The sequence below is a fragment of the Ligilactobacillus agilis genome (assembly GCF_025311475.1).
GTDB classification, from domain to species: Bacteria; Bacillota; Bacilli; order Lactobacillales; family Lactobacillaceae; genus Ligilactobacillus; species Ligilactobacillus agilis.
Window position 1 is genome coordinate 533,209 of record NZ_CP104397.1, and the last position, 21,657, is coordinate 554,865.

The 21,657-nt window shown below is 41.4% G+C and carries 18 protein-coding genes and 1 tRNA gene; 18 read left to right on the plus strand and 1 reads right to left on the minus strand.

Translation table 11 applies throughout. The features are described 5' to 3' along the window. The first annotated feature begins 8 nt into the window (after positions 1 to 8). The 6 genes from uvrA (at position 9) to clpP (ending at position 7,071) form a co-directional block, all read left to right on the plus strand. A complete protein-coding gene (gene uvrA, locus N4597_RS02575) occupies positions 9 to 2,861 on the plus strand; it encodes an excinuclease ABC subunit UvrA (protein WP_260904483.1) in 2,853 nt (950 codons plus the stop codon). Positions 2,862 to 2,922: 61 nt separating this feature from the next. Further along, a complete protein-coding gene (locus N4597_RS02580; protein WP_050611687.1) occupies positions 2,923 to 3,393 on the plus strand; it encodes an S-ribosylhomocysteine lyase in 471 nt (156 codons plus the stop codon). A 142-nt stretch (positions 3,394 to 3,535) separates the two neighbouring features. Then, the gene (rapZ, locus tag N4597_RS02585; protein ID WP_056977161.1) at positions 3,536 to 4,420 is read left to right on the plus strand and encodes an RNase adapter RapZ; all 885 of its coding nucleotides are present in this window, start codon (positions 3,536 to 3,538) and stop codon (positions 4,418 to 4,420) included. Beyond that, positions 4,417 to 5,415 carry a gluconeogenesis factor YvcK family protein gene (locus N4597_RS02590; RefSeq protein WP_167589201.1) on the plus strand — a complete coding sequence of 333 codons (999 nt, stop codon included), beginning with the start codon at positions 4,417 to 4,419 and terminating at the stop codon, positions 5,413 to 5,415. Before rapZ ends, N4597_RS02590 begins: the two co-directional genes overlap by 4 nt. A 21-nt stretch (positions 5,416 to 5,436) precedes the next feature. After that, on the plus strand, positions 5,437 to 6,366 hold the full coding sequence (gene whiA / locus N4597_RS02595) for a DNA-binding protein WhiA (protein WP_056977165.1): 930 nt from the start codon (positions 5,437 to 5,439) through the stop codon (positions 6,364 to 6,366). 114 nt (positions 6,367 to 6,480) lie between these two features. Beyond that, positions 6,481 to 7,071 carry an ATP-dependent Clp endopeptidase proteolytic subunit ClpP gene (gene clpP / locus N4597_RS02600; RefSeq protein ID WP_050611683.1) on the plus strand — a complete coding sequence of 197 codons (591 nt, stop codon included), beginning with the start codon at positions 6,481 to 6,483 and terminating at the stop codon, positions 7,069 to 7,071. Positions 7,072 to 7,202: 131 nt separating this feature from the next. Here the strand turns inward: clpP and N4597_RS02605 are convergent. Further along, positions 7,203 to 7,274: transfer RNA gene (locus tag N4597_RS02605), tRNA-Arg, on the minus strand. Between the two features lie 73 nt (positions 7,275 to 7,347). On the opposite strand from N4597_RS02605, the gene rpoN reads away from it, so the two are divergent. From rpoN to N4597_RS02665, 12 genes are all read left to right on the plus strand, one after another. Further along, positions 7,348 to 8,661, plus strand: a complete 1,314-nt coding sequence (gene rpoN, locus N4597_RS02610) for an RNA polymerase factor sigma-54 (RefSeq protein ID WP_170091325.1) — start codon at positions 7,348 to 7,350, stop codon at positions 8,659 to 8,661. 352 nt (positions 8,662 to 9,013) lie between these two features. Next, a complete protein-coding gene (locus N4597_RS02615) occupies positions 9,014 to 10,042 on the plus strand; it encodes a sugar-binding transcriptional regulator (protein ID WP_167589197.1) in 1,029 nt (342 codons plus the stop codon). Between the two features lie 61 nt (positions 10,043 to 10,103). Further along, positions 10,104 to 11,117: a type I glyceraldehyde-3-phosphate dehydrogenase gene (gap, locus tag N4597_RS02620; protein WP_050611680.1), complete on the plus strand. Its 1,014-nt coding sequence runs from the start codon at positions 10,104 to 10,106 to the stop codon at positions 11,115 to 11,117. A 106-nt stretch (positions 11,118 to 11,223) separates the two neighbouring features. Continuing rightward, positions 11,224 to 12,414: a phosphoglycerate kinase gene (locus tag N4597_RS02625; RefSeq protein WP_050611679.1), complete on the plus strand. Its 1,191-nt coding sequence runs from the start codon at positions 11,224 to 11,226 to the stop codon at positions 12,412 to 12,414. Positions 12,415 to 12,446: 32 nt separating this feature from the next. Further along, positions 12,447 to 13,205 carry a triose-phosphate isomerase gene (gene tpiA / locus N4597_RS02630; RefSeq protein ID WP_277922868.1) on the plus strand — a complete coding sequence of 253 codons (759 nt, stop codon included), beginning with the start codon at positions 12,447 to 12,449 and terminating at the stop codon, positions 13,203 to 13,205. Between the two features lie 99 nt (positions 13,206 to 13,304). Next, a complete protein-coding gene (gene eno / locus N4597_RS02635) occupies positions 13,305 to 14,630 on the plus strand; it encodes a phosphopyruvate hydratase (RefSeq protein WP_089144389.1) in 1,326 nt (441 codons plus the stop codon). Positions 14,631 to 14,722: 92 nt separating this feature from the next. Continuing rightward, a complete protein-coding gene (locus N4597_RS02640; RefSeq protein WP_371864115.1) occupies positions 14,723 to 16,279 on the plus strand; it encodes a ClC family H(+)/Cl(-) exchange transporter in 1,557 nt (518 codons plus the stop codon). A gap of 77 nt (positions 16,280 to 16,356) precedes the next feature. Beyond that, positions 16,357 to 16,593 carry a preprotein translocase subunit SecG gene (gene secG, locus N4597_RS02645; RefSeq protein ID WP_050611675.1) on the plus strand — a complete coding sequence of 79 codons (237 nt, stop codon included), beginning with the start codon at positions 16,357 to 16,359 and terminating at the stop codon, positions 16,591 to 16,593. 77 nt (positions 16,594 to 16,670) lie between these two features. After that, positions 16,671 to 19,052, plus strand: coding sequence for a ribonuclease R (rnr, locus tag N4597_RS02650; RefSeq protein WP_094127850.1), 2,382 nt, complete (start codon positions 16,671 to 16,673; stop codon positions 19,050 to 19,052). 11 nt (positions 19,053 to 19,063) lie between these two features. Next, positions 19,064 to 19,534: an SsrA-binding protein SmpB gene (gene smpB, locus N4597_RS02655; RefSeq protein WP_056977173.1), complete on the plus strand. Its 471-nt coding sequence runs from the start codon at positions 19,064 to 19,066 to the stop codon at positions 19,532 to 19,534. A 294-nt stretch (positions 19,535 to 19,828) separates the two neighbouring features. Beyond that, the gene (locus N4597_RS02660) at positions 19,829 to 20,503 is read left to right on the plus strand and encodes a response regulator transcription factor (RefSeq protein WP_172577846.1); all 675 of its coding nucleotides are present in this window, start codon (positions 19,829 to 19,831) and stop codon (positions 20,501 to 20,503) included. Further along, on the plus strand, positions 20,493 to 21,479 hold the full coding sequence (locus N4597_RS02665) for a sensor histidine kinase (protein WP_260904492.1): 987 nt from the start codon (positions 20,493 to 20,495) through the stop codon (positions 21,477 to 21,479). The genes N4597_RS02660 and N4597_RS02665 overlap by 11 nt, the downstream gene beginning before the upstream one ends. Positions 21,480 to 21,657 lie beyond the last annotated feature (178 nt).

Here is a 21,657-nt window from a genome sequence, read left to right on the forward strand (position 1 = left end):
AAAAGATTTTGGCGCAAAATAAAATTATTGTGCACGGTGCACGAGCTCATAACTTAAAAAACATTGACGTAGAAATTCCTAAAGATAAGTTAGTGGTTGTGACTGGTTTATCCGGTTCGGGTAAAAGTTCGCTAGCATTTGATACCCTATACGCCGAGGGGCAAAGACGGTATGTAGAGAGCTTATCGGCTTATGCCCGCCAGTTTTTAGGTCAGATGGATAAGCCGGACGTTGATTCGATTGACGGCTTATCTCCAGCTATTTCCATTGACCAAAAAACCACCTCCAAAAACCCCCGCTCAACGGTAGGAACGGTTACGGAGATTAATGACTACTTGCGTTTATTATGGGCCCGGGTTGGAAAACCGGTTTGTCCTAATGATGGGCATGAGATTACCAGTCAGTCGCCAGAACAAATGGTAAATAAGGTGTTGGCCTTGCCAGAACGGACTAAGTTAATGATTTTGGCACCGATTATTCGGGCTAAGAAGGGGCAACACAAAAAGGTCTTAGAAAAGATTAAGGCCCAAGGGTTTGTCCGGGTAATTATTGATGGGCAAATGCATGATATTGAAGAGCAGCTTGAATTAGATAAAAACCAGCAACATACGATTGACGTAGTGGTTGACCGCATTGTCATCAAAGAGGGGATTCGCTCGCGCTTATTTGATTCCTTTGAAGCGGCTCTTCATCTCTCGGATGGATATGCTAGCGTGCAAATTATTGACGGGGAGTTACTGCAATTTTCTGAAAACTTTGCCTGTGCTTACTGTGGGTTTACTATCGGTGAGCTAGAACCACGCCTTTTTTCTTTTAATGCACCGTTTGGGGCCTGCCCTGACTGTGATGGCTTGGGAATGAAGTTGGAAGTTGACGAAGATTTGGTGGTTCCGGATCGAACTAAGACTTTACGTGAGGGGGCCATGGCACCTTGGAACCCCATTTCATCTAAATACTACCCGAGCTTGTTAGAGCAGGCTTGTCAGGCGTTTGGAATTGATATGGATACGCCCTTTGAGAAGTTAGCTAAAAAAGATCAGCAGTTAGTTTTGTATGGCGACGACAGCCGGGTCTTTCATTTCACTTTTGAAAGTGACTTCGGCGGCTTGCGCGACTTAGATACTAAGTTTGAAGGCGTGATTCCTAACGTTGAGCGACGTTACCGGGAAACTAATAGTGACTTTACCAGGGACGTAATGCGTCAATATATGACCAGTTTAACTTGCCAGACCTGTCATGGTTACCGCTTAAATAAACAGGCCTTGGCAGTTAAAATTGCGGGCCAACACATTGGGCAAGTTTCTGATTATGCCATCGGTGATAGCTTGAAGTTCTTTAGCAAGTTACAATTTTCTGCGCAAGATGAACAGATTGCTAAACCGATTTTAAAAGAAATTTGTGACCGGCTGACCTTCCTGGAAAACGTCGGGCTTGACTATTTGACCTTAAGCCGGGCTTCAAGAACCTTGTCAGGGGGGGAAGCGCAAAGAATTAGGCTGGCCACTCAAATTGGCTCTAACCTTTCCGGGGTGATGTACATTTTGGATGAACCTTCCATTGGGCTCCACCAACGAGATAACGACCGGTTAATTGCTTCCCTAAAGAAAATGTGTGAACTAGGTAATACCTTGATTGTGGTGGAACACGATGAAGATACCATGAGAGCGGCTGATTATCTAATTGATATTGGTCCTGGAGCGGGGGCTAACGGGGGACAAATTATGGCTGCCGGTACCCCTAAGCAGGTGGCGCGTTCTAAAAAGTCGCTAACCGGACAGTATTTAGCTGGAAAGAAGTTTATCCCCATTCCAGACCGGCGTAGGAGTGGTAACGGTAAGTTTGTTAAAATCTACGGCGCCCAGGAAAATAACTTGAAAAAGCTTGACGTAAGCTTTCCTCTAGGTGAATTTATTGCGGTGACAGGTGTGTCAGGTTCGGGTAAATCAACCTTGGTCAACATGATTTTGGAGCGGGCCTTGGCTCAAAAGCTGAACCGCTCCTCCGAAAAGCCGGGTAAATTTACCAAAATCACTGGAACTGAAGCGCTCGAAAAGGTGATTAATATTGACCAAAGTCCGATTGGGCGGACACCACGGAGTAACCCGGCAACTTATACCGGAGTTTTTGATGACATTCGAACCCTCTTTGCTCAAACCAACCAGGCCAAGTTACGGGGCTATGGGAAAGGCCGCTTTAGTTTTAATGTTAAGGGGGGCCGTTGCGAAGCCTGCAAGGGGGACGGAATCATTAAGATTGAAATGAACTTCTTGCCGGACGTTTACGTACCGTGTGAAGTTTGTCATGGTAGTCGCTATAACTCCGAAACGCTAGAGGTTGAGTATAAGGGGAAAAATATTGCCCAAATTTTAGAGATGACCGTTGAAGAGGCCTTGGAATTTTTCGAAGCCATTCCGAAGATAAGACGCAAACTGCAGACGATTGTTGACGTAGGGTTAGGTTACGTGGCCCTGGGTCAACCAGCTACCACCCTATCTGGGGGGGAAGCTCAACGGATGAAGTTGGCTTCTGAATTACACCGTAAGTCTAATGGCAAGACCTTTTATATCTTAGACGAACCAACCACTGGTTTGCATAGTGATGATATTAAGCGCCTATTAGAGGTCTTGCAGCGCCTAGTTTCAAAGGGAAATACGGTCTTAGTGATTGAGCATAACTTAGATGTAATTAAAACGGCAGATTATCTAATTGACCTTGGTCCTGAAGGTGGTGCTGGTGGTGGCACAATCGTGGCTTGCGGTAGTCCTGAGGAAATAGTCAAGGTTAGTGCTAGTTACACCGGTAAGTATCTAAAACCAATCTTAGAAAAGGGCCACTATTTTACACCAACTGACGAGCAGTAGCCTTGCAATTTTAAGGAAAGGTGCTAGAGTAAAAAGTATCAATACTAGAGGAGTGATTTTTTTGGCTGAAGTAGAAAGTTTTACATTAGATCACACGGCGGTAAAAGCCCCCTATGTTCGTTTAATTACGGTTGAGCAAGGAAAGCATGGTGATGAAATTTCCAACTTTGATTTGCGCTTGGTTCAACCTAACGAAAATGCCATTCCTACAGCAGGGTTGCATACAATTGAACACATGTTGGCTGGTTATTTGCGTGACCACATGGAGGGTGTGATTGATTGTTCACCATTTGGTTGCCGGACAGGTTTTCACCTAATTATGTGGGGGAAGCATGATACGGTAGAGGTTGCAAAAGCTCTGAAGGCTTCCTTGAACGACATTTTAAATGCTTCTTGGGAAGATGTTCAAGGCACAGACATTAAGTCTTGTGGTAATTATCGTGACCACTCGCTTTTCTCAGCCCAAGAATGGTGCAAGAAGATTTTGGCCGAAGGGATTTCTTCTGACCCATTTGAAAGAAAAGTTATCTAGGGTCAACTGCTTAATTTAAGGGGTGCTTAGCTTTTGATTAAATTCAGAAGTTAGGCACCTTTTTTAAGATAGTTATTTTTTGAAGAAACACCCGGCTTGTATGGTATAATTCTTATATTGGCTTTGATTTGGAGTGATTAAAATGACAGAAACACAAAGTTTGGTAATTGTAACGGGAATGAGTGGTGCAGGTAAGACGGTTGCCATGCAATCATTTGAAGATTTAGGGTATTTTTGCGTGGATAATATGCCCCCTAGCTTGTTACCTAAATTTTGGGATTTAGTTAAAGAGTCCGGTAAGGTTAAAAAGGTCGCCCTAGTAATCGACCTGCGTTCGCGGGCATTTTATGATGAAATTGGAGAAATGTTGTCTGAAATGGACGAAACGGACTTTGTTCACAAGAAAATCTTGTTTTTAGATTCTTCAGACGAAGAATTGGTGGCACGGTATAAGGAAACAAGGCGGGCGCATCCCCTTGCAATGGAAGGCCGGATTTTAGATGGGGTTCACCTTGAACGTGAGTTGTTAGCAACGATTAAAGCCCAAGCCCAATTGGTGATTGATACCAGTAAATTGTCACCTCGCCAATTACGTGAAGAAATTTTCCACAATTTTGAAACTAATGACGTGAAGTCATTTCACGTTGAGGTGATGTCTTTTGGTTTTAAGTATGGGCTGCCAATTGACGCTGACATTGTGATGGACGTCCGCTTCTTGCCTAACCCTTATTATGTTGCTGAATTACGTAATAAGACCGGTTTAGACCAAGCAGTAAGTGAGTATGTCATGAACTCTGATACAACGGAAGAATTTTATCAAAGTTTTATTAAGGTGTTAGAAACAGTTTTACCAGGGTATAAACGTGAAGGAAAATCTAGTGTGACGATTGCAATCGGTTGTACGGGGGGACAACACCGGTCTGTAGCATTGGCTGAAAGGATTGGCAAGGCGTTAGCGGCTAACTATCCTGTCAGAATTTCACACCGTGATATGAATAAACGAAAGGAAAGTGTTAACCGCTCATGACAAAATTTACAAGCAAACGTAAGCGGCCTAAGATTGTGGTGATTGGTGGCGGGACAGGCTTGCCTGTGATTTTAAATAGCTTGCATAAGGAAAATGCAGATATCACCGCGGTAGTAACGGTCGCAGATGATGGAGGTTCTTCTGGAATTATCCGCGATTATATTAACGTGGTTCCGCCCGGTGACATTCGTAATGTCTTGGTCTCCCTTTCAAACTTACCCCAGGTTTACAAGGATATTTTTCAGTATCGGTTTGAGTCAAAGGATCAATTCTTTTCGGGACACGCAATTGGTAACCTGGTGATTGCCGCTTTATCCGAGATGAAACAGGGGGATATTTTTAGCTCTGTCCAAGAATTGTCAGAAATGATGAAAGTTGACGGGCATGTTTATCCCGCTGCTAATATCCCCTTGGTTTTAAACGCCCGTTTTAGTGATGGGGCGGTGATTTCTGGTGAAGCTGAGATTACCGCCGCGGGTAAGACTATCACCGATGTTTGGGTAACTACGGGGGATGATTCCCTTCCTGAGGCGCGTCCAGAAGTAATTCAAGCCATCATGGAGGCGGACCAGATTGTTTTAGGACCGGGCAGTTTATTTACCAGCATTTTGCCCAACTTAATGATTAGCAACGTGGGGCAAGCGGTTTGTGAAACCCAGGCTGAAGTGGTGTATATCTGTAATATCATGACCCAAAAGGGTGAAACAGAACGGTTTAGCGATGCAGACCATGTTAGGGTCTTAAACCAGCATTTGAATAAAAAATTTATTAACACGGTATTGGTTAATACGGAACCAGTACCAACAGATTATATGGACAGGCAAAAATATGATGAGTACCTCTACCAAGTCCGCTATGATTTTAAGGGGTTACGAGACCAGGGCTGCCGGGTGATTTCCGACAATTTCCTTTTACTACGGGACCACGGGGTATTTCATGATGGCGATAAGGTAGTAGAGGAGTTAATGCGGCTGATTGGCCAATTGCCTGTTTAGGAAGGAAGGCTAGAGCAGTAAATGTCGTATGCAAGTGAAGTAAAAAAAGAATTAACGATGCTTGAGGTCCATTTTGGAAATGCCAAGGCTGAATTGATGGCCTTAATCCGGATGAATGGCTCTTTGGGAATCTATAACCATAAATTTGTGCTCAATGTTCAAACGGAAAATCCGGCAATTGCCCGGCGAATTTATAAGTTATTGAAACAGTTCTATGATATTGATAGTGAGCTATTGGTCAGACGCAAGATGAAGTTAAAAAAGAATAATCTTTATATCGTGCGCTTAAAGACGGGGTCTGACCATGTTTTAAAGGACCTGGATATCTTGGATGGATTTCAGATTAAGGAGACAGTCCCGCTGAAATTCTTAGATGATGATGCGAAGGTCCGCTCTTATTTACGGGGAGCTTTTTTGGCAGCAGGTTCGGTTAATAATCCGGAAACAAGTCGTTATCATTTAGAAATTTATTCCTTGTACGAAGACCACAATAATACTATTTGCGAAATGATGAATCGCTATGGTTTAAACGCCAGGAAAACGGAGCGGCGTAGCGGCTATATTACCTACCTAAAGGAAGCTGAAAAAATCGCTGACTTCTTATCCTTAATCGGGGCGACTAATTCCATGTTGAAGTTCGAGGATATTAGGATTGTCCGGGATATGCGCAATTCGGTTAACCGGATTGTTAACTGTGAAACGGCTAATATGAATAAAGTTGCCGACGCGGCGCGAAAACAGATTGAAAATATTGATTATATTGAGCGGACGGTCGGGCTCAGTAAGTTGCCGGATAAGTTACAAGCGGTAGCCCAGGCAAGAAAGGCCCACCCAGAGGTGTCGTTAAAGGAATTGGGTGAGTTGGTGGCAGGAGGGCCTATCTCTAAATCCGGCGTGAACCACCGCCTACGTAAGATAAATGAATTTGCCCAAAAATTGCAGGTAAATTAATGTTCAAGCAAGTGGTCAAAAAGTTTGACGTTCTTTGACCAATGTATTAAACTAGCAGTAAAGTCATGAGAGTGCTAAAACATGACGGATAAAAATACTGGGAGGTTTCTCACTATGAATTTAGTTCCAACAGTTATTGAACAATCATCACAAGGTGAACGTGCCTATGATATTTATTCACGTTTATTAAAAGATCGAATTATTATGGTTTCTGGGGAAGTTAATGACGACATGGCTAACGCAATCATTGCGCAGCTTTTGTTCTTAGATGCCCAAGACCCTGAAAAAGACATTTACATGTACATTAATTCTCCAGGTGGCTCTGTTTCAGCTGGATTAGCTATTTACGATACCATGAACTTTGTCAATGCTGACGTGCAAACAATCGTAATGGGAATGGCTGCTTCGATGGCCTCTGTGCTTGCAACAGCCGGGACTAAGGGCAAGCGCTTTGCTTTACCTAACTCTGAAATTATGATTCACCAACCACTAGGTGGAGCCCAAGGGCAATCAACTGAAATTCAAATTGCAGCCGAACACATTTTGAAGACAAGAAAGTTGATTAACCAAATTTTAGCTGATGGTTCAGGCCAAGACATTGAAACTATCAATAAAGATACTGAACGTGATAACTTCATGACAGCTCAACAAGCGGTAGACTATGGATTGATTGACGGAATCATGAAGAACAAGAAAAAAGCTTAAGCTTTAGGTTAAAAAAGACGCGGGCTAATTTAGTCCGCGTCTTTTTTAGGCCCAACTTTTTGTTAAGCGTTTTATATGGTATAATATCTAAGTTAATAAAAAAGGCTAGCACTTACTGCTAGCCTGAGTTATGCGCCACGGGGGAGTCGAACCCTCATTTCAAGAACCGGAATCTTGCGTGCTATCCATTACACTAGCGGCGCGTACTCTTATTATATTATCGTAAGTCATGTAAAATTACAAGTATAAAAATAAATTTTTTTTGGAGGAATTTTAATGGCCCTAGAACAAGGCTTTAGTCAAGAGCAAAGACAGGTGCAAAAACTAGCGATGACGCAGCGGATGCAACAGTCAATTCAAGTATTACGCTACAATGCTGAAGATTTACAAGCTTACCTTAAGCAACAGGAATTAGATAACCCTTTTATCAGTGTCAATTTAGCTACCAACTATAATTCCTCACAGGCTGGCACTGAATCTAAGGATGATTGGCAAACTTATACCAGTGTGCGTAAGCAACAGTCACTGTTTGAGTATTTGTTGGATCAGATTCACCTAACCATGCGTGCAACGCCAATTAGGAAGTGGGTCATCTATTTGTTAGAGCATTTAGATTCTAACGGCTACCTCCGGTTAGATTTAAAGACCGTTAGCAAAGAACAAGGAGTTAGCGAAATTACCTTACTAGATGCTTTGACTTTACTGCAACGTTTAGATCCGCCGGGAGTGGGGGCGCGTAATTTACAGGAATGTTTGTTGCTTCAAATTGAAAATGATGCCCATGCTCCCAAGTTAGCCCAGCAAGTGATTAAAAACGAGTTTGAAGCCTTCGCAGACCGGAAGTGGGAACAAATTGCGAAAAAATTAGGGGTAAGGCTAGCAGAGATTCAGACGGTATTTGATTACGTTAGGACCTTGTCTCCTGCGCCAGGAGCCGCCTATGACCAAGACCAAGTGGGTTACATAATTCCTGATTTAATCTTGATTGAAACGAACCAACAGCTGGAATTAAAAACAACCAAGTATACGCAACCCCAGCTTGAATTCAAACAGTCATACTATGATCGCTTAGCCAAACAAGATGACCAGGAGGTCAAAAAGTATCTAGCCCAAAAACAAAAGGAATATGAACACCTATATAATGACTTGCTCCAAAGAGGGCAGACGCTTTTGCGGGTGGGCCAAGAAATTGTTGACTATCAAAGGGATTTCTTTATAAAAGATGAACACCCCTTAAAGCCACTCTTATTAAGGGATGTTGCCCACAAGTTACAGCTGCATGAATCAACCATCAGCCGGGCGGTTAACGGTAAATACATGCAGACTAGTTTTGGGACCTTTGAACTGAAACACTTCTTCTCACAGGCGGTCAATTATCAAACTGAAACGGGCGAGGCTGTAAGTAGCGATGATGTTCATAAGTATATTAGCGAGCTGGTTGCTAATGAGGACAAGCGCAAGCCCCTATCTGATCAAAAGCTCAGTGAATTATTGAAACAAAAAGAACTAACTGTTTCACGCAGGACGGTTGCTAAATACCGGGAGCAATTAAATATTCCTAGTTCCAGTAAGAGAAAACGGTTTGATTAGCCTTTTAATAGAATTTATTTTGAAATTCAAAGTTAGAGATTATTTGTTAATCGACTAGGAAGTAGGGAAAATGTTCGTCCTTTTAGCTTGAAAGGAAACAAGTTTAAAGTAAAATTCGGAAAAATTGGTAAATGCTTAATTACTTTAAGTATTTACCAGTTTTTTTATGAGATTAAAGCGGTCTTTGGCTTGCAAAATATTTCTTTTGTTGCTATAATTTTAATCGTAATTGAGGTGTGGTAACAATTTAACTGATAGGTAGCGATTGTTATTATACTTTGTTTTTTTAACTTACTGGGTCGCTAGACGACACTGTTGGACGTCGAATGTCCCGCGAGAAAGAGGCCATAAGATGCACCAGGAATTAGAATGGATCGAGTTAATCGCCCCTGATATGGTTGATGTTATGAGCCAGCGTTTTATAATCTTGCGTAATATCAGTTGGGCACAGCCGGTTGGTAGACGTTCGCTTGCACAGACCTTAGGAATGAGTGAGCGGGTTTTACGGACCGAGACTGATTTCTTAAAGAAGCAGGAGTTAATCTCTGTCACTAAGTCGGGCATGATTTTAACTGCTAAGGGTCAAGAAACCATTTATGGTTTGACCGGCTTGATGGACCAGCTGTTAGGGCTCCAACAGATGGAAAGAAGATTAAGCAAAGCACTTCACATTAAACGATGCTTGATTGTGTCGGGTGATAGTGATAAACAGCCTCAAGTCATTGATAATATGGGTAAATTAGTCAATGACACTTTAAAAATGTTATTACCTGAAGGACCGAATACGATTGCGGTGATGGGTGGGACAACAATGGCCCAGGTCGCTAATTGTTTGAGTCCCGACTTAAGTAACCAACGTCAGTTAACCTTCGTCCCAGCACGAGGGGGAATTGGTGAACGGGTTGAAATTCAGGCTAATAATGTTTGTGCTCAGATGGCGCTTAAGACCGGGGGTAAACACCGGACTTTGTATGTGCCAGAGCAGGTGAGCGAGGAAGCTTACCGACCTTTGTTGAAGGAACCTGCTATCCAGGAGGTTGTTTCCTTGATTAGGTCAAGCAATGTTGCAATTCATAGTATTGGCGAGGCAATCCACATGGCCAAGAGGCGGGCAATGTCTCCAGAAATAATTGCAATGTTGACTAAGCAAAAGGCGGTAGGTGAGGCCTTTGGATATTTCTTTGATGAAAACGGCAAGATTATTTACCGGATTCCAAGAATTGGGCTTCAATTAGAAGACCTCGCTTCAATGGATTGTGTATTCGCGGTTGCGGGTGGCTCATCCAAAGCTAAGGCAATTCGCGCTTACATGCAACTTGCTCCTTCAAATACATGTCTAATTACGGATGAAGGAGCTGCCAAACTGATTTTAAAAGAGTGATGTTATAGTCGCGTCACTTTTTAAAATAAATTTTTTATTTCCTAAAGGAGGAAATTTTAGTATGACTACTAAAGTAGGTATTAATGGTTTTGGCCGTATCGGTCGTTTAGCTTTCCGTCGTATTGCTGAAGTATCAAATGATTTGGAAGTTGTTGCTATCAACGACTTAACTTCTCCAGCAATGTTAGCACACTTGTTGAAGTATGATACAGCTCATGGCCAATTCGATGCTGAAATTTCAGCAACAGAAAACGCTTTGGTTGTTAACGGTAAGGAAATCCCTGTATACGCAGAAGCAGATGCACGTAACATTCCTTGGGTTAAGAACAACGGTGTTGACTTAGTTCTTGAATCAACTGGTTTCTACACATCTGAAGAAAAAGCTTCAGCTCACTTAGAAGCTGGTGCAAAGAAAGTTTTAATTTCTGCTCCTGCAGGTAAGGTTAAGACTATCGTTTACGGTGTTAACGATGACACATTGACTGCAGACGACAAGATCGTTTCTGCTGCTTCATGTACAACAAACTGCTTAGCACCATTAGCTAAGGCTGTTAACGATGCCTTCGGTATCAAAGCTGGTACTATGACAACTATCCACGCTTACACAGCTACTCAAAAATTACAAGATGGTCCTGACCGCGGTGGTAACGTACGTAACGCACGTGCAGCTGCTCAAAACACAATTCCTCACTCAACTGGTGCTGCTAAGGCTATCGGTTTAGTTGTTCCTGAATTGAACGGTAAGTTAGATGGTCACGCACAACGTGTTCCAGTTATCACAGGTTCATTAACTGAATTAGTTGCAACTCTTGACAAGACTGTTACAGCTGAAGAAGTTAACGAAGCTGTTAAGAAAGTTACTGAAGGTAACGCATCATTCGGTTACAACGCTGATGGTATCGTATCTTCAGACATTATCGGTACAGAATTTGGTTCAGTATTTGACCCAACACAAACTCAAGTTGTTGGTGAAGGTGAAGGCCAAGTTGTTAAGACTGTTGCATGGTACGACAACGAATCAGGTTTCACTGCTCAAATGATCCGTACATTAGAAAAATTTGCAAGCATGCTTTAAGATTTAGCGCTTAGCTAAGATTAAAGTTACTGCAAGTTCGAGGCGGGGGGAGGCAAAACTCCTTCCGCTTTTTGTTTTTCAATCATATATTGGAGGTTTGCTATCAATGGCTAAACTTATTGTTTCAGATTTAGATGTTAAAGACAAAAAAGTCTTAATTCGTGTTGATTTTAATGTTCCTATCAAAGACGGTGTTATCGGTAACGACAACCGGATTGTGGCAGCTTTACCAACAATCAAGTATGTTATCGAAAACGGTGGTAAGGCTATCTTATTCTCTCACTTAGGTCGGGTTAAGACTGAAGATGACAAGAAGAAGTTATCACTTCGTCCAGTTGCAGAACGCTTAGCTGACTTATTGGGCAAGCCTGTTACATTTGTACCTGTAACACGTGGCGCTCAATTAGAAGAAGCTATTGCTGAATTAAATGACGGTGATGTTTTATTAGTTGAAAACACTCGTTTTGAAGACTTAGATGGTAAGAAGGAATCTGGTAACGACCCTGAATTAGGTAAGTACTGGGCTTCATTAGGTGATGTATTCGTAAACGATGCTTTCGGGACAGCACACCGTTCACACGCATCTAACGTTGGTATTGCAAGCAACATGACTCAAGCAGCTGCTGGTTTCTTATTAGAAAAAGAAATCAAGTTCTTGGGTGAAGCAGTTGACGAACCAAAGCGTCCATTCGTTGCTATCTTGGGTGGTGCTAAGGTTTCTGACAAGATTGGTGTTATCAACCACTTATTAGGCAAGGCTGACAAAGTTATTGTTGGTGGTGGGATGACTTACACATTCTACGCAGCTAAGGGTATTAAGATTGGTAACTCTTTAGTTGAAGAAGACAAGATTGAATTAGCTAAGGAATTAATCGAAAAAGCTGGCGACAAGTTAGTTCTTCCAATCGACAACGTTGTTGCTGAAAAATTCGACAACGATGTTCCTAACCAAGTAGTTGAAGGCGACATTCCTGATGGCTACATGGCTTTAGATGTTGGTCCTAAGTCAGTTGCTTTATTCGAAGATGTTCTTAAAGACGCTAAGACAGTTGTTTGGAACGGACCTATGGGTGTCTTTGAAATGAGCAACTACGCTAAAGGTACTTTAGAAGTAGGTAAGTTCTTAGGTGAATTATCTGACGCAACTACAATCGTTGGTGGTGGGGACTCAACTGCTGCCGTTCAACAATTAGGTGTAGCTGACAAGTTAACTCACATCTCTACTGGTGGTGGTGCATCCCTTGAATACCTTGAAGGTAAGACTTTACCAGGGATTGCTGCCGTTTCTGACAAATAATTAATTTGGATTAAATTCCGAAAGGATGGATTATAGTGCGTACACCAATTATCGCAGGTAACTGGAAGATGAACATGAACCCAGTTCAAACTGCTGAATTTGTAAAGGCTGTTAAAGATCAATTACCAGCTAGCTCAGAAGTTGAATCTGTAATCGCTGCTCCTGCAGTTGACTTACCAGCTTTATTAGAAGCTGCTAAAGGTTCAGAATTAAAAGTAGCTGCTGAAAACTGCTACTTTGAAGACGAAGGTGCCTTCACTGGTGAAACTTCACCTAAAGTTTTAAAGGAAATGGGCGTTGACTACGTTGTGATTGGTCACTCCGAACGTCGTGACTACTTCCACGAAACTGACGAAGACATCAACAAGAAAGCTCACGCTATCTTCAAGAATGGTTTAACCCCAATCATTTGCTGTGGTGAATCACTTGAAACTCGTGAAGCTGGTAAGGCTGAAGAATGGGTTGAAGCTCAAGTTACAGCTGCTTTGAAAGACTTAACAGCAGACCAAGTTGCTAGCTTGGTAATTGCTTACGAACCAATTTGGGCTATCGGTACAGGTAAGACTGCTACTGCTGACCAAGCACAAGAAATTTGTGCAGTTGTTCGTCAAACTGTAGCTAAGTTATACAACCAAGAAACAGCTGACAACGTTCGCATCCAATACGGTGGTTCTGTAAAACCAGCTAATGTTAAGGAATTAATGGCTAAAGAAGACATTGACGGTGGTTTAGTTGGTGGTGCTTCATTAGTACCTGATTCATACTTAGCATTAGTTAACTACAAGAACTAATATTTTAACGAAATTAATTGAAAGTCTAAAGGAAAACCTTTAGAATAAAATTGAGAGAATGTTCTCAAGTCAATCAAAACTCAAAGGAGAGTAAAATCAATGTCTGCAATTACAGAAATTTATGCTCGCGAAGTCTTAGACTCACGTGGTAACCCAACAGTTGAAGCTGAAGTTTACACAGAAGCTGGTGCATTTGGTCGCGGTATCGTGCCATCTGGTGCTTCTACTGGTGAACACGAAGCTGTTGAATTACGTGACGGTGACAAGTCTCGTTACCAAGGTAAGGGTGTTTTAAAGGCCGTTGCTAACGTTAACGACGTTATCGCTAAGGAAATCGTTGGCTACGAAGTAACTGATCAAGTTGCTATCGATAAGGCTATGATTGCTTTAGATGGTACACCAAACAAAGGTAAGTTAGGTGCTAACGCTATCTTAGCTGTTTCTATCGCTGTTGCACGTGCTGCTGCAGATGAATTAGAAATGCCATTATACAACTACTTAGGTGGTTTCAACGCTCACGTATTACCAACACCAATGATGAACGTTATCAACGGTGGTGCACACTCAGACAACAAAGTTGACTTCCAAGAATTCATGATTATGCCTGTTGGTGCAAAGTCTGTTTCAGAAGCAATCCGTATGGGTTCAGAAACATTCCACAACTTGAAGAGTTTGTTAGGTGCTGACGGTAAGGTAACTTCTGTTGGTGACGAAGGTGGTTTCGCTCCTGACTTTGCTAACAACGAAGAACCATTACAATACTTAATCAAAGCTATCGAAGCAGCTGGTTACAAGCCAGGTAAGGACATTGCAATCGCAATCGACGTTGCTTCTTCAGAACTTTGGGACACAGAAACTGGCAAGTACAAGTTACGTTGGTCAACTGGTGAAGAATTCACAACTGAAGAATTCATCAACTACCTTGAAGGTTTGACTAACAAGTACCCAATCATCTCAATCGAAGACCCAATCGACGAAAACAACTGGGATGACTGGAAAGCTATCACAGACAAGTTGGGCAAGAAGGTTCAATTAGTTGGTGATGACTTCTTCGTTACAAACACACAATACCTACAAAAAGGTATCAAGATGGGTTGTGCAAACTCAATCTTAATCAAGGTTAACCAAATCGGTACTTTAACTGAAACAATGGAAGCTATCGAAATGGCTAAGGAAGCTGGTTACACAGCTATCGTTTCACACCGTTCAGGTGAAACAGAAGACACAACAATTGCTGACTTAGTTGTTGCTACAAACGCAGGCCAAATTAAGACTGGTTCAATGAGCCGGACAGACCGTCTTGCTAAGTACAACCAATTAATGCGGATTGAAGACCAATTGACAAGCACAGTTGCAGAATACAAGGGTATCCACTCATTCTACAACATTAGTGAAGAAGCTCGTCAAAACGTCATCAACAAGTAATTGATTGACATATAGGTGGGCAACCACCAACTTATAAGGGGGCTGGGATTATTTTCCAGCTCTCTTTTTTACATATTAATGATAGAGGTCGGATGATGGAAGAAACGCACAAGAAATTATTATTTGATGTTACGCGCTTACGTTTTATTTTAAAGGGAATTGTGGTTGGTATTTTAGTCGGAATTGTCGTGAGCTTATTTCGGTTGGCAATTGAAAAGTTAATCCTAGTCTCTAAGTGGGGTTTTGCACAAATTCATAATCAACCGTGGTTGGTATTAGTGTGGTTGTTAGTGGCTGTGCTAATTTCTTTTATCGTGGGCAAGCTCATTCAAGGTGATATTGACATTATGGGTTCAGGGATTCCCCAAGTCGAAGGCCAACTTGCCGGTGAGTTAGAAATGAATTGGTGGTCAGTCTTATGGCGAAAGTGGCTCGGGGGCGTCTTGATGATTGGCTCAGGCCTATTCTTAGGAAGAGAGGGTCCGTCCATCCAACTAGGCTCCGCCGTGGGTCAAGGCTTTGCTGAAAAGACCTGCCACGAGGGCACAGGACGAAGGGTCCTAATAGCCGGGGGGGCTGCCGCTGGCTTATCCGCCGCCTTTAACGCCCCAATTGCGGGGACACTGTTTATCCTCGAAGAAGTCTACCATAATTTTTCTCCCCTGGTGTGGACCACGTCTTTAGCTGCAGCTTTGACCGCCAACGCGGTTTCGATGGCCTTTTTTGGCTTAACACCAGTCTTACACATGACCTACCGAACTTCCCTGCCGCTAAAGTATTACCCGTGTTTATTGCTGATGGGGGTTGTTTTGGGGCTTTTAGGTTATCTCTACCAATACCTAACCCTCAATGTAAACAAGGTCTACGCCAAATTAAAGTGGCTTCCCCGGCAGTTTGATTCTCTAATTGCCTTAGCCTTGTTATTACCAATTGGGTTATTGTGGCCTAATACGCTGGGGGGCGGCAACAGTTTAATTATTAGTTTAGGTCACGCTAAGTTGAGCCTGCTAGTTTTATTCGGGTTGTTTGTGCTCAGACTAGGTTTTTCAACCATTTCTTACGGTTCAGGGGTTCCCGGTGGGATTTTCTTACCGATTTTAACCTTGGGAGCCGTGTTAGGGGCCCTGATTGGGAAAGCCTTTTGCTTACTGGGAATTTTTCCTGACTATCTAATTGTTAACTTCATAATTTATGCAATGGCCGGCTACTTTGCATGTATTAGTAAGGCCCCGTTTACTGCCATCTTGTTAATCACAGAAATGGTTGGTTCCTTGTCTCACTTGATGCCACTAGCAGTGGTTTCAATCATTGCCTACACCGTGGTTGACGTCTTACGGGGGCGGCCAATTTATGAGGCCATGCTAGCTAATTTACGTCCTAACCCAGATCAAATTCACGGCACGTATGAGGACCGGCTAGAGTTTCCTGTGTTAGCGGGCTCTAAATTGCAAGATCGGCAGGTTAGAGACATTAAGTGGCCTAAGGATTGCCTATTGATTTCGATTAGACGGGGGGAAAATGAACAGATTCCTCATGGCGACACTGTCATTAGGTCAGGCGACACCTTGATTATTTTGACTAACTATGAACAGCGGGCCAAAATTAGAAAACAGATTAATTTCATTACCCAAAATTTAAGCGCCAAGTAAATTGACTAGCATTTTTTAATATTTTATGCTAAATTAGAGTAGATGTAGATTACCTATACGGGTGAGGAGGGTATTAATTGTACAACACACTCTTAACGTTATTAATCATTGTATCAGTGTTAATCATCATTGCCGTGATGATGCAGCCAGCTAAAACAGACAATGCGTCAAGCGCACTTTCAGGTGGGGCGGCTGATTTATTTAGTAAACAGAAACCTCGAGGCTTTGAAGCATTCATGCAAAAAGTAACCGCCGTGTTAGGTGTGATCTTCTTTGTTTTAGCACTTGCTTTGGTTTACATTTCATCAAACTAGACACAATCAGACCTCCTGCATAGTTCTTTCAGGAGGTTTTTTTAACTATGACAGATTTAAGTAAAATGAGGAATTAGATGGAAAACGAAAAATTAAAACAATTATTGATGAAGCGCTTTGAAGAAGAGCCGGATAATGAATTCACCGTCAAAGAATTAGTAGAATACTTACATATGACTTCGACTGGCCAGTTTAAGTTTGTGGTCAAAGCGTTAGCAGAATTAGAACACGACAAGCTTTTAACATTAAATCAATCTGGGGCATTTACACTTGCAAGAAGTAAGCAGTTGCCAACCTACCAAGGTATTTTCCACTCAAACGACCGAGGCTTTGGCTTTGTAACCGTTGAGGAATTAGAAGATGACTTCTTCATCAATCCAACCCAAACAATGGCCGCTTTAAATGGAGACGAAGTTGAAGTGCAAATGCTAACCCCAGGGGATGCGGCCAAGGGAATGCGGCCTAATGGGAAGGTGGTCCAAATCTTGGGGCATGCTTTGACCCAAGTAGTGGGTGCATTTAATAGTGCACCTGACCAAAATCTACCTAAGGGAATTTTAGGAACCATTCACCTTAAGGATAAGAAACTAGCTAACTACACCTTCTTACTAGAAGAAAATGGCTTGCATCCGGTGGATGGGGAAGTGGTTTTATGCGATATTACTTCCTATCCTGATGCCCACCAGCCTGGAATCTTAAAAGGGGTAGCGGTTAAGGTCATTGGTAATGTTAACGATCCAGGGATGGACATCCTAGAGATTGTTTACCAACATAACATTCCAACCGAATTTCCAGAAGAAGTGATGGAACAAATTGCCCAAATTCCGGACTACGTTACCCCAGAAGAAAAAGTCGGGCGCAGGGATTTGACGGACCAACAGCTAGTTACGATTGATAGTATCGAATCTAAGGACTTAGACGATGCGGTGACCGCCTGGAAACTACCTAACGGTAACTTCCATTTAGGGGTTCATATTGCCGATGTATCCCACTACGTTCGGCCTAAAACCCCGCTGGATAAGGAAGCCTTTGAACGGGGAACTTCCGTTTATTTAACTGATCGGGTAATTCCAATGTTACCGCCTAAGTTATCCAACGGAATCTGTTCTTTAAATCCCAAGGTTGAACGGTTGGCAATGTCATGTGAAATGGAGATTACGCCTGAAGGACAAGTGGTCAAGCATGAGATTTTCCCATCAGTAATCAAGACTACGGAACGGATGACCTACGTTGCGATTAACAAGATTTTAGAGTCCCATGATGAAAAGATGATGGCCCGTTATCAAGACTTAGTGCCAATGTTTGAAACGATGCATGAACTCCACAAAATCTTAGTTAAGATGAGAAAGCGGCGGGGGGCAATTGACTTTGAGTACCCTGAAGCTAAAATTATCGTGGATGAAGCAGGCCACCCAACCGACATTCAAATCCGGGAACGGGGCATTAGTGAACGGATGGTTGAGTCCTTCATGTTAGCAGCTAATGAAACAGTTGCAGCCCACTATAACAAACTACACGTACCGTTTGTTTACCGGATTCACGAAAATCCTGAAGAAGACAAGATTAAGAATTTCTTTGAAATGTTGTCAGGCCTAGGGATTGAAGTGACTGGGAAGGCAGATGCTGTTAGTCCGAAGATGTTGCAAAATATTTTGAAGAAGGTAGCTGGTAAGCCAGAAGAACAAATGGTTCAAACCATGATGCTTCGTTCGATGCAACAAGCTAAGTATGCACCTACGCCGGTGGGACACTTTGGGTTAGGGGCCGAAGATTATACTCACTTCACCTCACCAATTCGGCGTTACCCCGACTTAATGGTACACCGGTTAATTCGTTACTATGAAGACCACGGTAAGAATAATGATTACCAAGAAAAACTGCCTGAAATTACCACCCATAGCTCAGAGATGGAACGGCGTGCAATTGATGCCGAACGCGATACTGATGCGATGAAGAAGGCCGAGTACATGGCCGACCACGTAGGTGAAGAATTTGACGCAGTTGTCAGCTCTGTAACTAAGTTTGGGATGTTTATTGCCCTTCCGAACACGGTTGAAGGCTTAATCCACATCAGTGAGCTGCAAGGGGATTTCTACGTCTTCTTAGAAAAGCAGTTAGCTTTAGTCGGACGTCGGACCAAGCGGACCTTTAGAATTGGCCAATCTGTTAGGGTTAAACTTACCAACGTCAACGTTGAGCAAAAGGAAATTGACTTTAGCCTCTTAGATGCAGACAAGGCCCCTCAGACCAATTTATTAGATGGAGTCGAACTTCCGGCCGAACCAAAACGGCGCTTTAACCGTAACCGGGATGACAAGCGCTACAATGGTAACCGCAAAAATGACCGGGGCAATAAGCGTTACGGCAATAACCGCAACGCAAACCGGTCAAATAATGGCGGAAAAAACAAGAAGCCTTTTTACAAGGGCAATAAGAAGGCTAATAAATTCCACAGATAGGAGGAATTTTAATGGCTAAAAAAAGCAGTCCAAAGGACAAGCCCTTAGCCCAAAATAAGAAAGCTAGTCATGACTACCATATTTTAGACACGATTGAAGCCGGGATTGTCTTAACTGGTACGGAAATCAAGTCGATACGGGCAGCGCGAATCAACCTTAAGGATGGCTTTGCTCAAATTAAAAATGGCGAAGCTTGGTTAATGAACGTGCACATTTCTTTGTATGATCAAGGTAACCAGTTCAACCATGACCCTTTGCGCAACCGGAAGCTGCTCTTGCATAAAAAGCAAATCAACCAGCTAGCCGGTGAAATTAGCAAGAAGGGGGTCACCTTGGTGCCTTTAAAAGTCTATATCAAAAACGGCTTTGCCAAGGTGCTCTTAGGGCTTGCTCAAGGTAAGCACGACTATGATAAGCGCGAATCAATCAAGAAACGCGACCAAGAACGAGAAATTCGGCGGACGCTTAAAAATTACCGGTAGTAGTAAATAAGCCACCACTTAAAGTAAGAATTCTTACTTTAAGAGATGGCTTATTTTTCTAAGTTTCGATTCAGAATCTTTTAAATAGTGATGTAATATTATTAGATGAAGCTTTTGCTAATGTTGATGAAAAAACTAATTTAGAAATTAGAAAAAATATTGAGGATAATCTTAGAATAAATGATAAGATTATCATAGAAGTTATACATAATGTCAACAGGATTCAACCTGGAAGCATCGTTTACCAATTGAAGGATAAAAAGTTAACGCGATTGAACTAAGGGGGAAAGCTCATTGGAAAAGATATTTATTGTTGAAGATGATAGGGAAATTGTTACACAATTGGAACATGCATTACGCAAAAGAGGGTTTGATGCTAGAGGAGTTAAGGAATTTAATAGCGTTATGTTAGAGTTTTCTGAATACAATCCTCAAATTGTGTTAATGGATCTTTATTTACCTATTTACGATGGTTATTATTGGACCAGCAAAATAAGAACAGCTTCAACTTGTCCAATAATTTTTATTTCATCAGCAGAAACTAGGACTAACGCAATTACATCGATGAACACTGGTGCTGATGATTATATTGAAAAGCCATTTGATATTGATATTTTAATTGCTAAAATTAGGGCGTTATTGCGCAGAAGTTATGATTTTACTTCGATGGCTAATACATTATCTTTTGGACTTTATAAACTAGATTTGATTAATTCGCAAATTACAATTGATGATAAGAAAGTTGATTTGACAGCTCATGAATTTGTTCTTATGAAAAAATTATTTGAGAATCAAAACCACACAGTAACTAAGAGTGAATTAATGCAGGCTTTATGGAATACAGATAATTTTGTCGATGATAATGCATTGCAAGTATCAATGGGGCGTCTTCGAAAAAAATTAGCGGAGATTTATCTTGATAGAAATATTCATACACATAGAGGAAAGGGGTACATTCTTGAAAAATGATATGAAGTTAACCTTTAAGGTAGCCATATCAATATTACGAGTTACACTTTTTATTACCTTTTTAGTAGGGGGCATTTTCTATTTAGAGGATATACCGATAAAGGTTAGTTTAGATGTACTAATAACAGCTATTCCAACAATAGTTCTATATGTTATTTTCCGAAGTTACTTTAAAATAGCGTATTATAAGCGTTTAAAGAAAATCAGAACTTTCACGTCAATTAAACAATTACCAAATACAAATGATTTAATCGAGTTGGAATATCAGCGAATTTTAAGCGATTCTTTGAAAAAAACAGCGGATCAAGTAACTAAACTTGAAGCAAGTAGGAGAGATATTCATGATCGTTATGCTATTTGGATGCATAATATTAAGGTACCAATTGCAGCCTTACAACTGATGGTTGAGAATGGTGGAAATATTGAAGGTGATAAAAGGTACAGAATGCTTGTTCAAATTAACGCAATTAAGAGTTATTTAAGTGAAATGCTTAATTTAATTTCACTAAGAAATGGGAATAACGATTTAAAAATTACTAAAGTTGATACAAATACAATTGTTAGACATATTTTGAAGCGTAATTCTTGGATGATAATATCTAAAAATCAATCCCTTCAATTTTCTGCTAATTTGCCTATTTTAATTTCAGATCGACGGTGGCTTGAAATAATGTTGGAGCAGATAATTGTTAATGCTAGTAAGTATACTCCAAATGAGAAAAAGATTTATATTAAATCAACAAGTTCTAAAAATATAATAATTCAAGATGAAGGTATAGGAATTGATGAAAATGATATAAAACGCATCTTTGAAACAGGTTTTACCGGTGAAACGGGTCGTGATCGTATAGAAGCTACAGGTTTAGGCTTGTATCTTGTTGGTGAAATTGCTAGAAAATTGGGATTTAGTATTGATGTTGCATCTGTTAAAGGACAGGGGACAAGCTTTATAATAAGACAAAAAGTCGAGGAATGATTGGCACAGTCCCAAAATTTGGGAGCATCCTAAGGATTCTAAGAAACCAACGTGGTTTCCTAGAGTCTTTTTTTCTAGGCTTTGATTTAAAAGTCTTTTACCACAATTTATTTTTTAGAAAATCTCATAAAAAATGAAAATACTCTAGATGCCGGACTGTTTACACCTAAAGTTTTGT

Excerpts from the sequence above, each read along its gene's own strand:
- rapZ (WP_056977161.1), top strand. The coding sequence starts at position 3,536 with ATGACAGAAACACAAAGTTTGGTAATTGTAACGGGAATGAGTGGTGCA.
- N4597_RS02640 (WP_371864115.1), top strand. The coding sequence starts at position 14,723 with ATGATGGAAGAAACGCACAAGAAATTATTATTTGATGTTACGCGCTTA.
- clpP (WP_050611683.1), top strand. The coding sequence starts at position 6,481 with ATGAATTTAGTTCCAACAGTTATTGAACAATCATCACAAGGTGAACGT.
- N4597_RS02625 (WP_050611679.1), top strand. The coding sequence starts at position 11,224 with ATGGCTAAACTTATTGTTTCAGATTTAGATGTTAAAGACAAAAAAGTC.
- gap (WP_050611680.1), top strand. The coding sequence starts at position 10,104 with ATGACTACTAAAGTAGGTATTAATGGTTTTGGCCGTATCGGTCGTTTA.
- N4597_RS02590 (WP_167589201.1), top strand. The coding sequence starts at position 4,417 with ATGACAAAATTTACAAGCAAACGTAAGCGGCCTAAGATTGTGGTGATT.
- N4597_RS02615 (WP_167589197.1), top strand. The coding sequence starts at position 9,014 with ATGCACCAGGAATTAGAATGGATCGAGTTAATCGCCCCTGATATGGTT.
- rpoN (WP_170091325.1), top strand. The coding sequence starts at position 7,348 with ATGGCCCTAGAACAAGGCTTTAGTCAAGAGCAAAGACAGGTGCAAAAA.
- smpB (WP_056977173.1), top strand. The coding sequence starts at position 19,064 with ATGGCTAAAAAAAGCAGTCCAAAGGACAAGCCCTTAGCCCAAAATAAG.
- whiA (WP_056977165.1), top strand. The coding sequence starts at position 5,437 with ATGTCGTATGCAAGTGAAGTAAAAAAAGAATTAACGATGCTTGAGGTC.
- eno (WP_089144389.1), top strand. The coding sequence starts at position 13,305 with ATGTCTGCAATTACAGAAATTTATGCTCGCGAAGTCTTAGACTCACGT.
- rnr (WP_094127850.1), top strand. The coding sequence starts at position 16,671 with ATGGAAAACGAAAAATTAAAACAATTATTGATGAAGCGCTTTGAAGAA.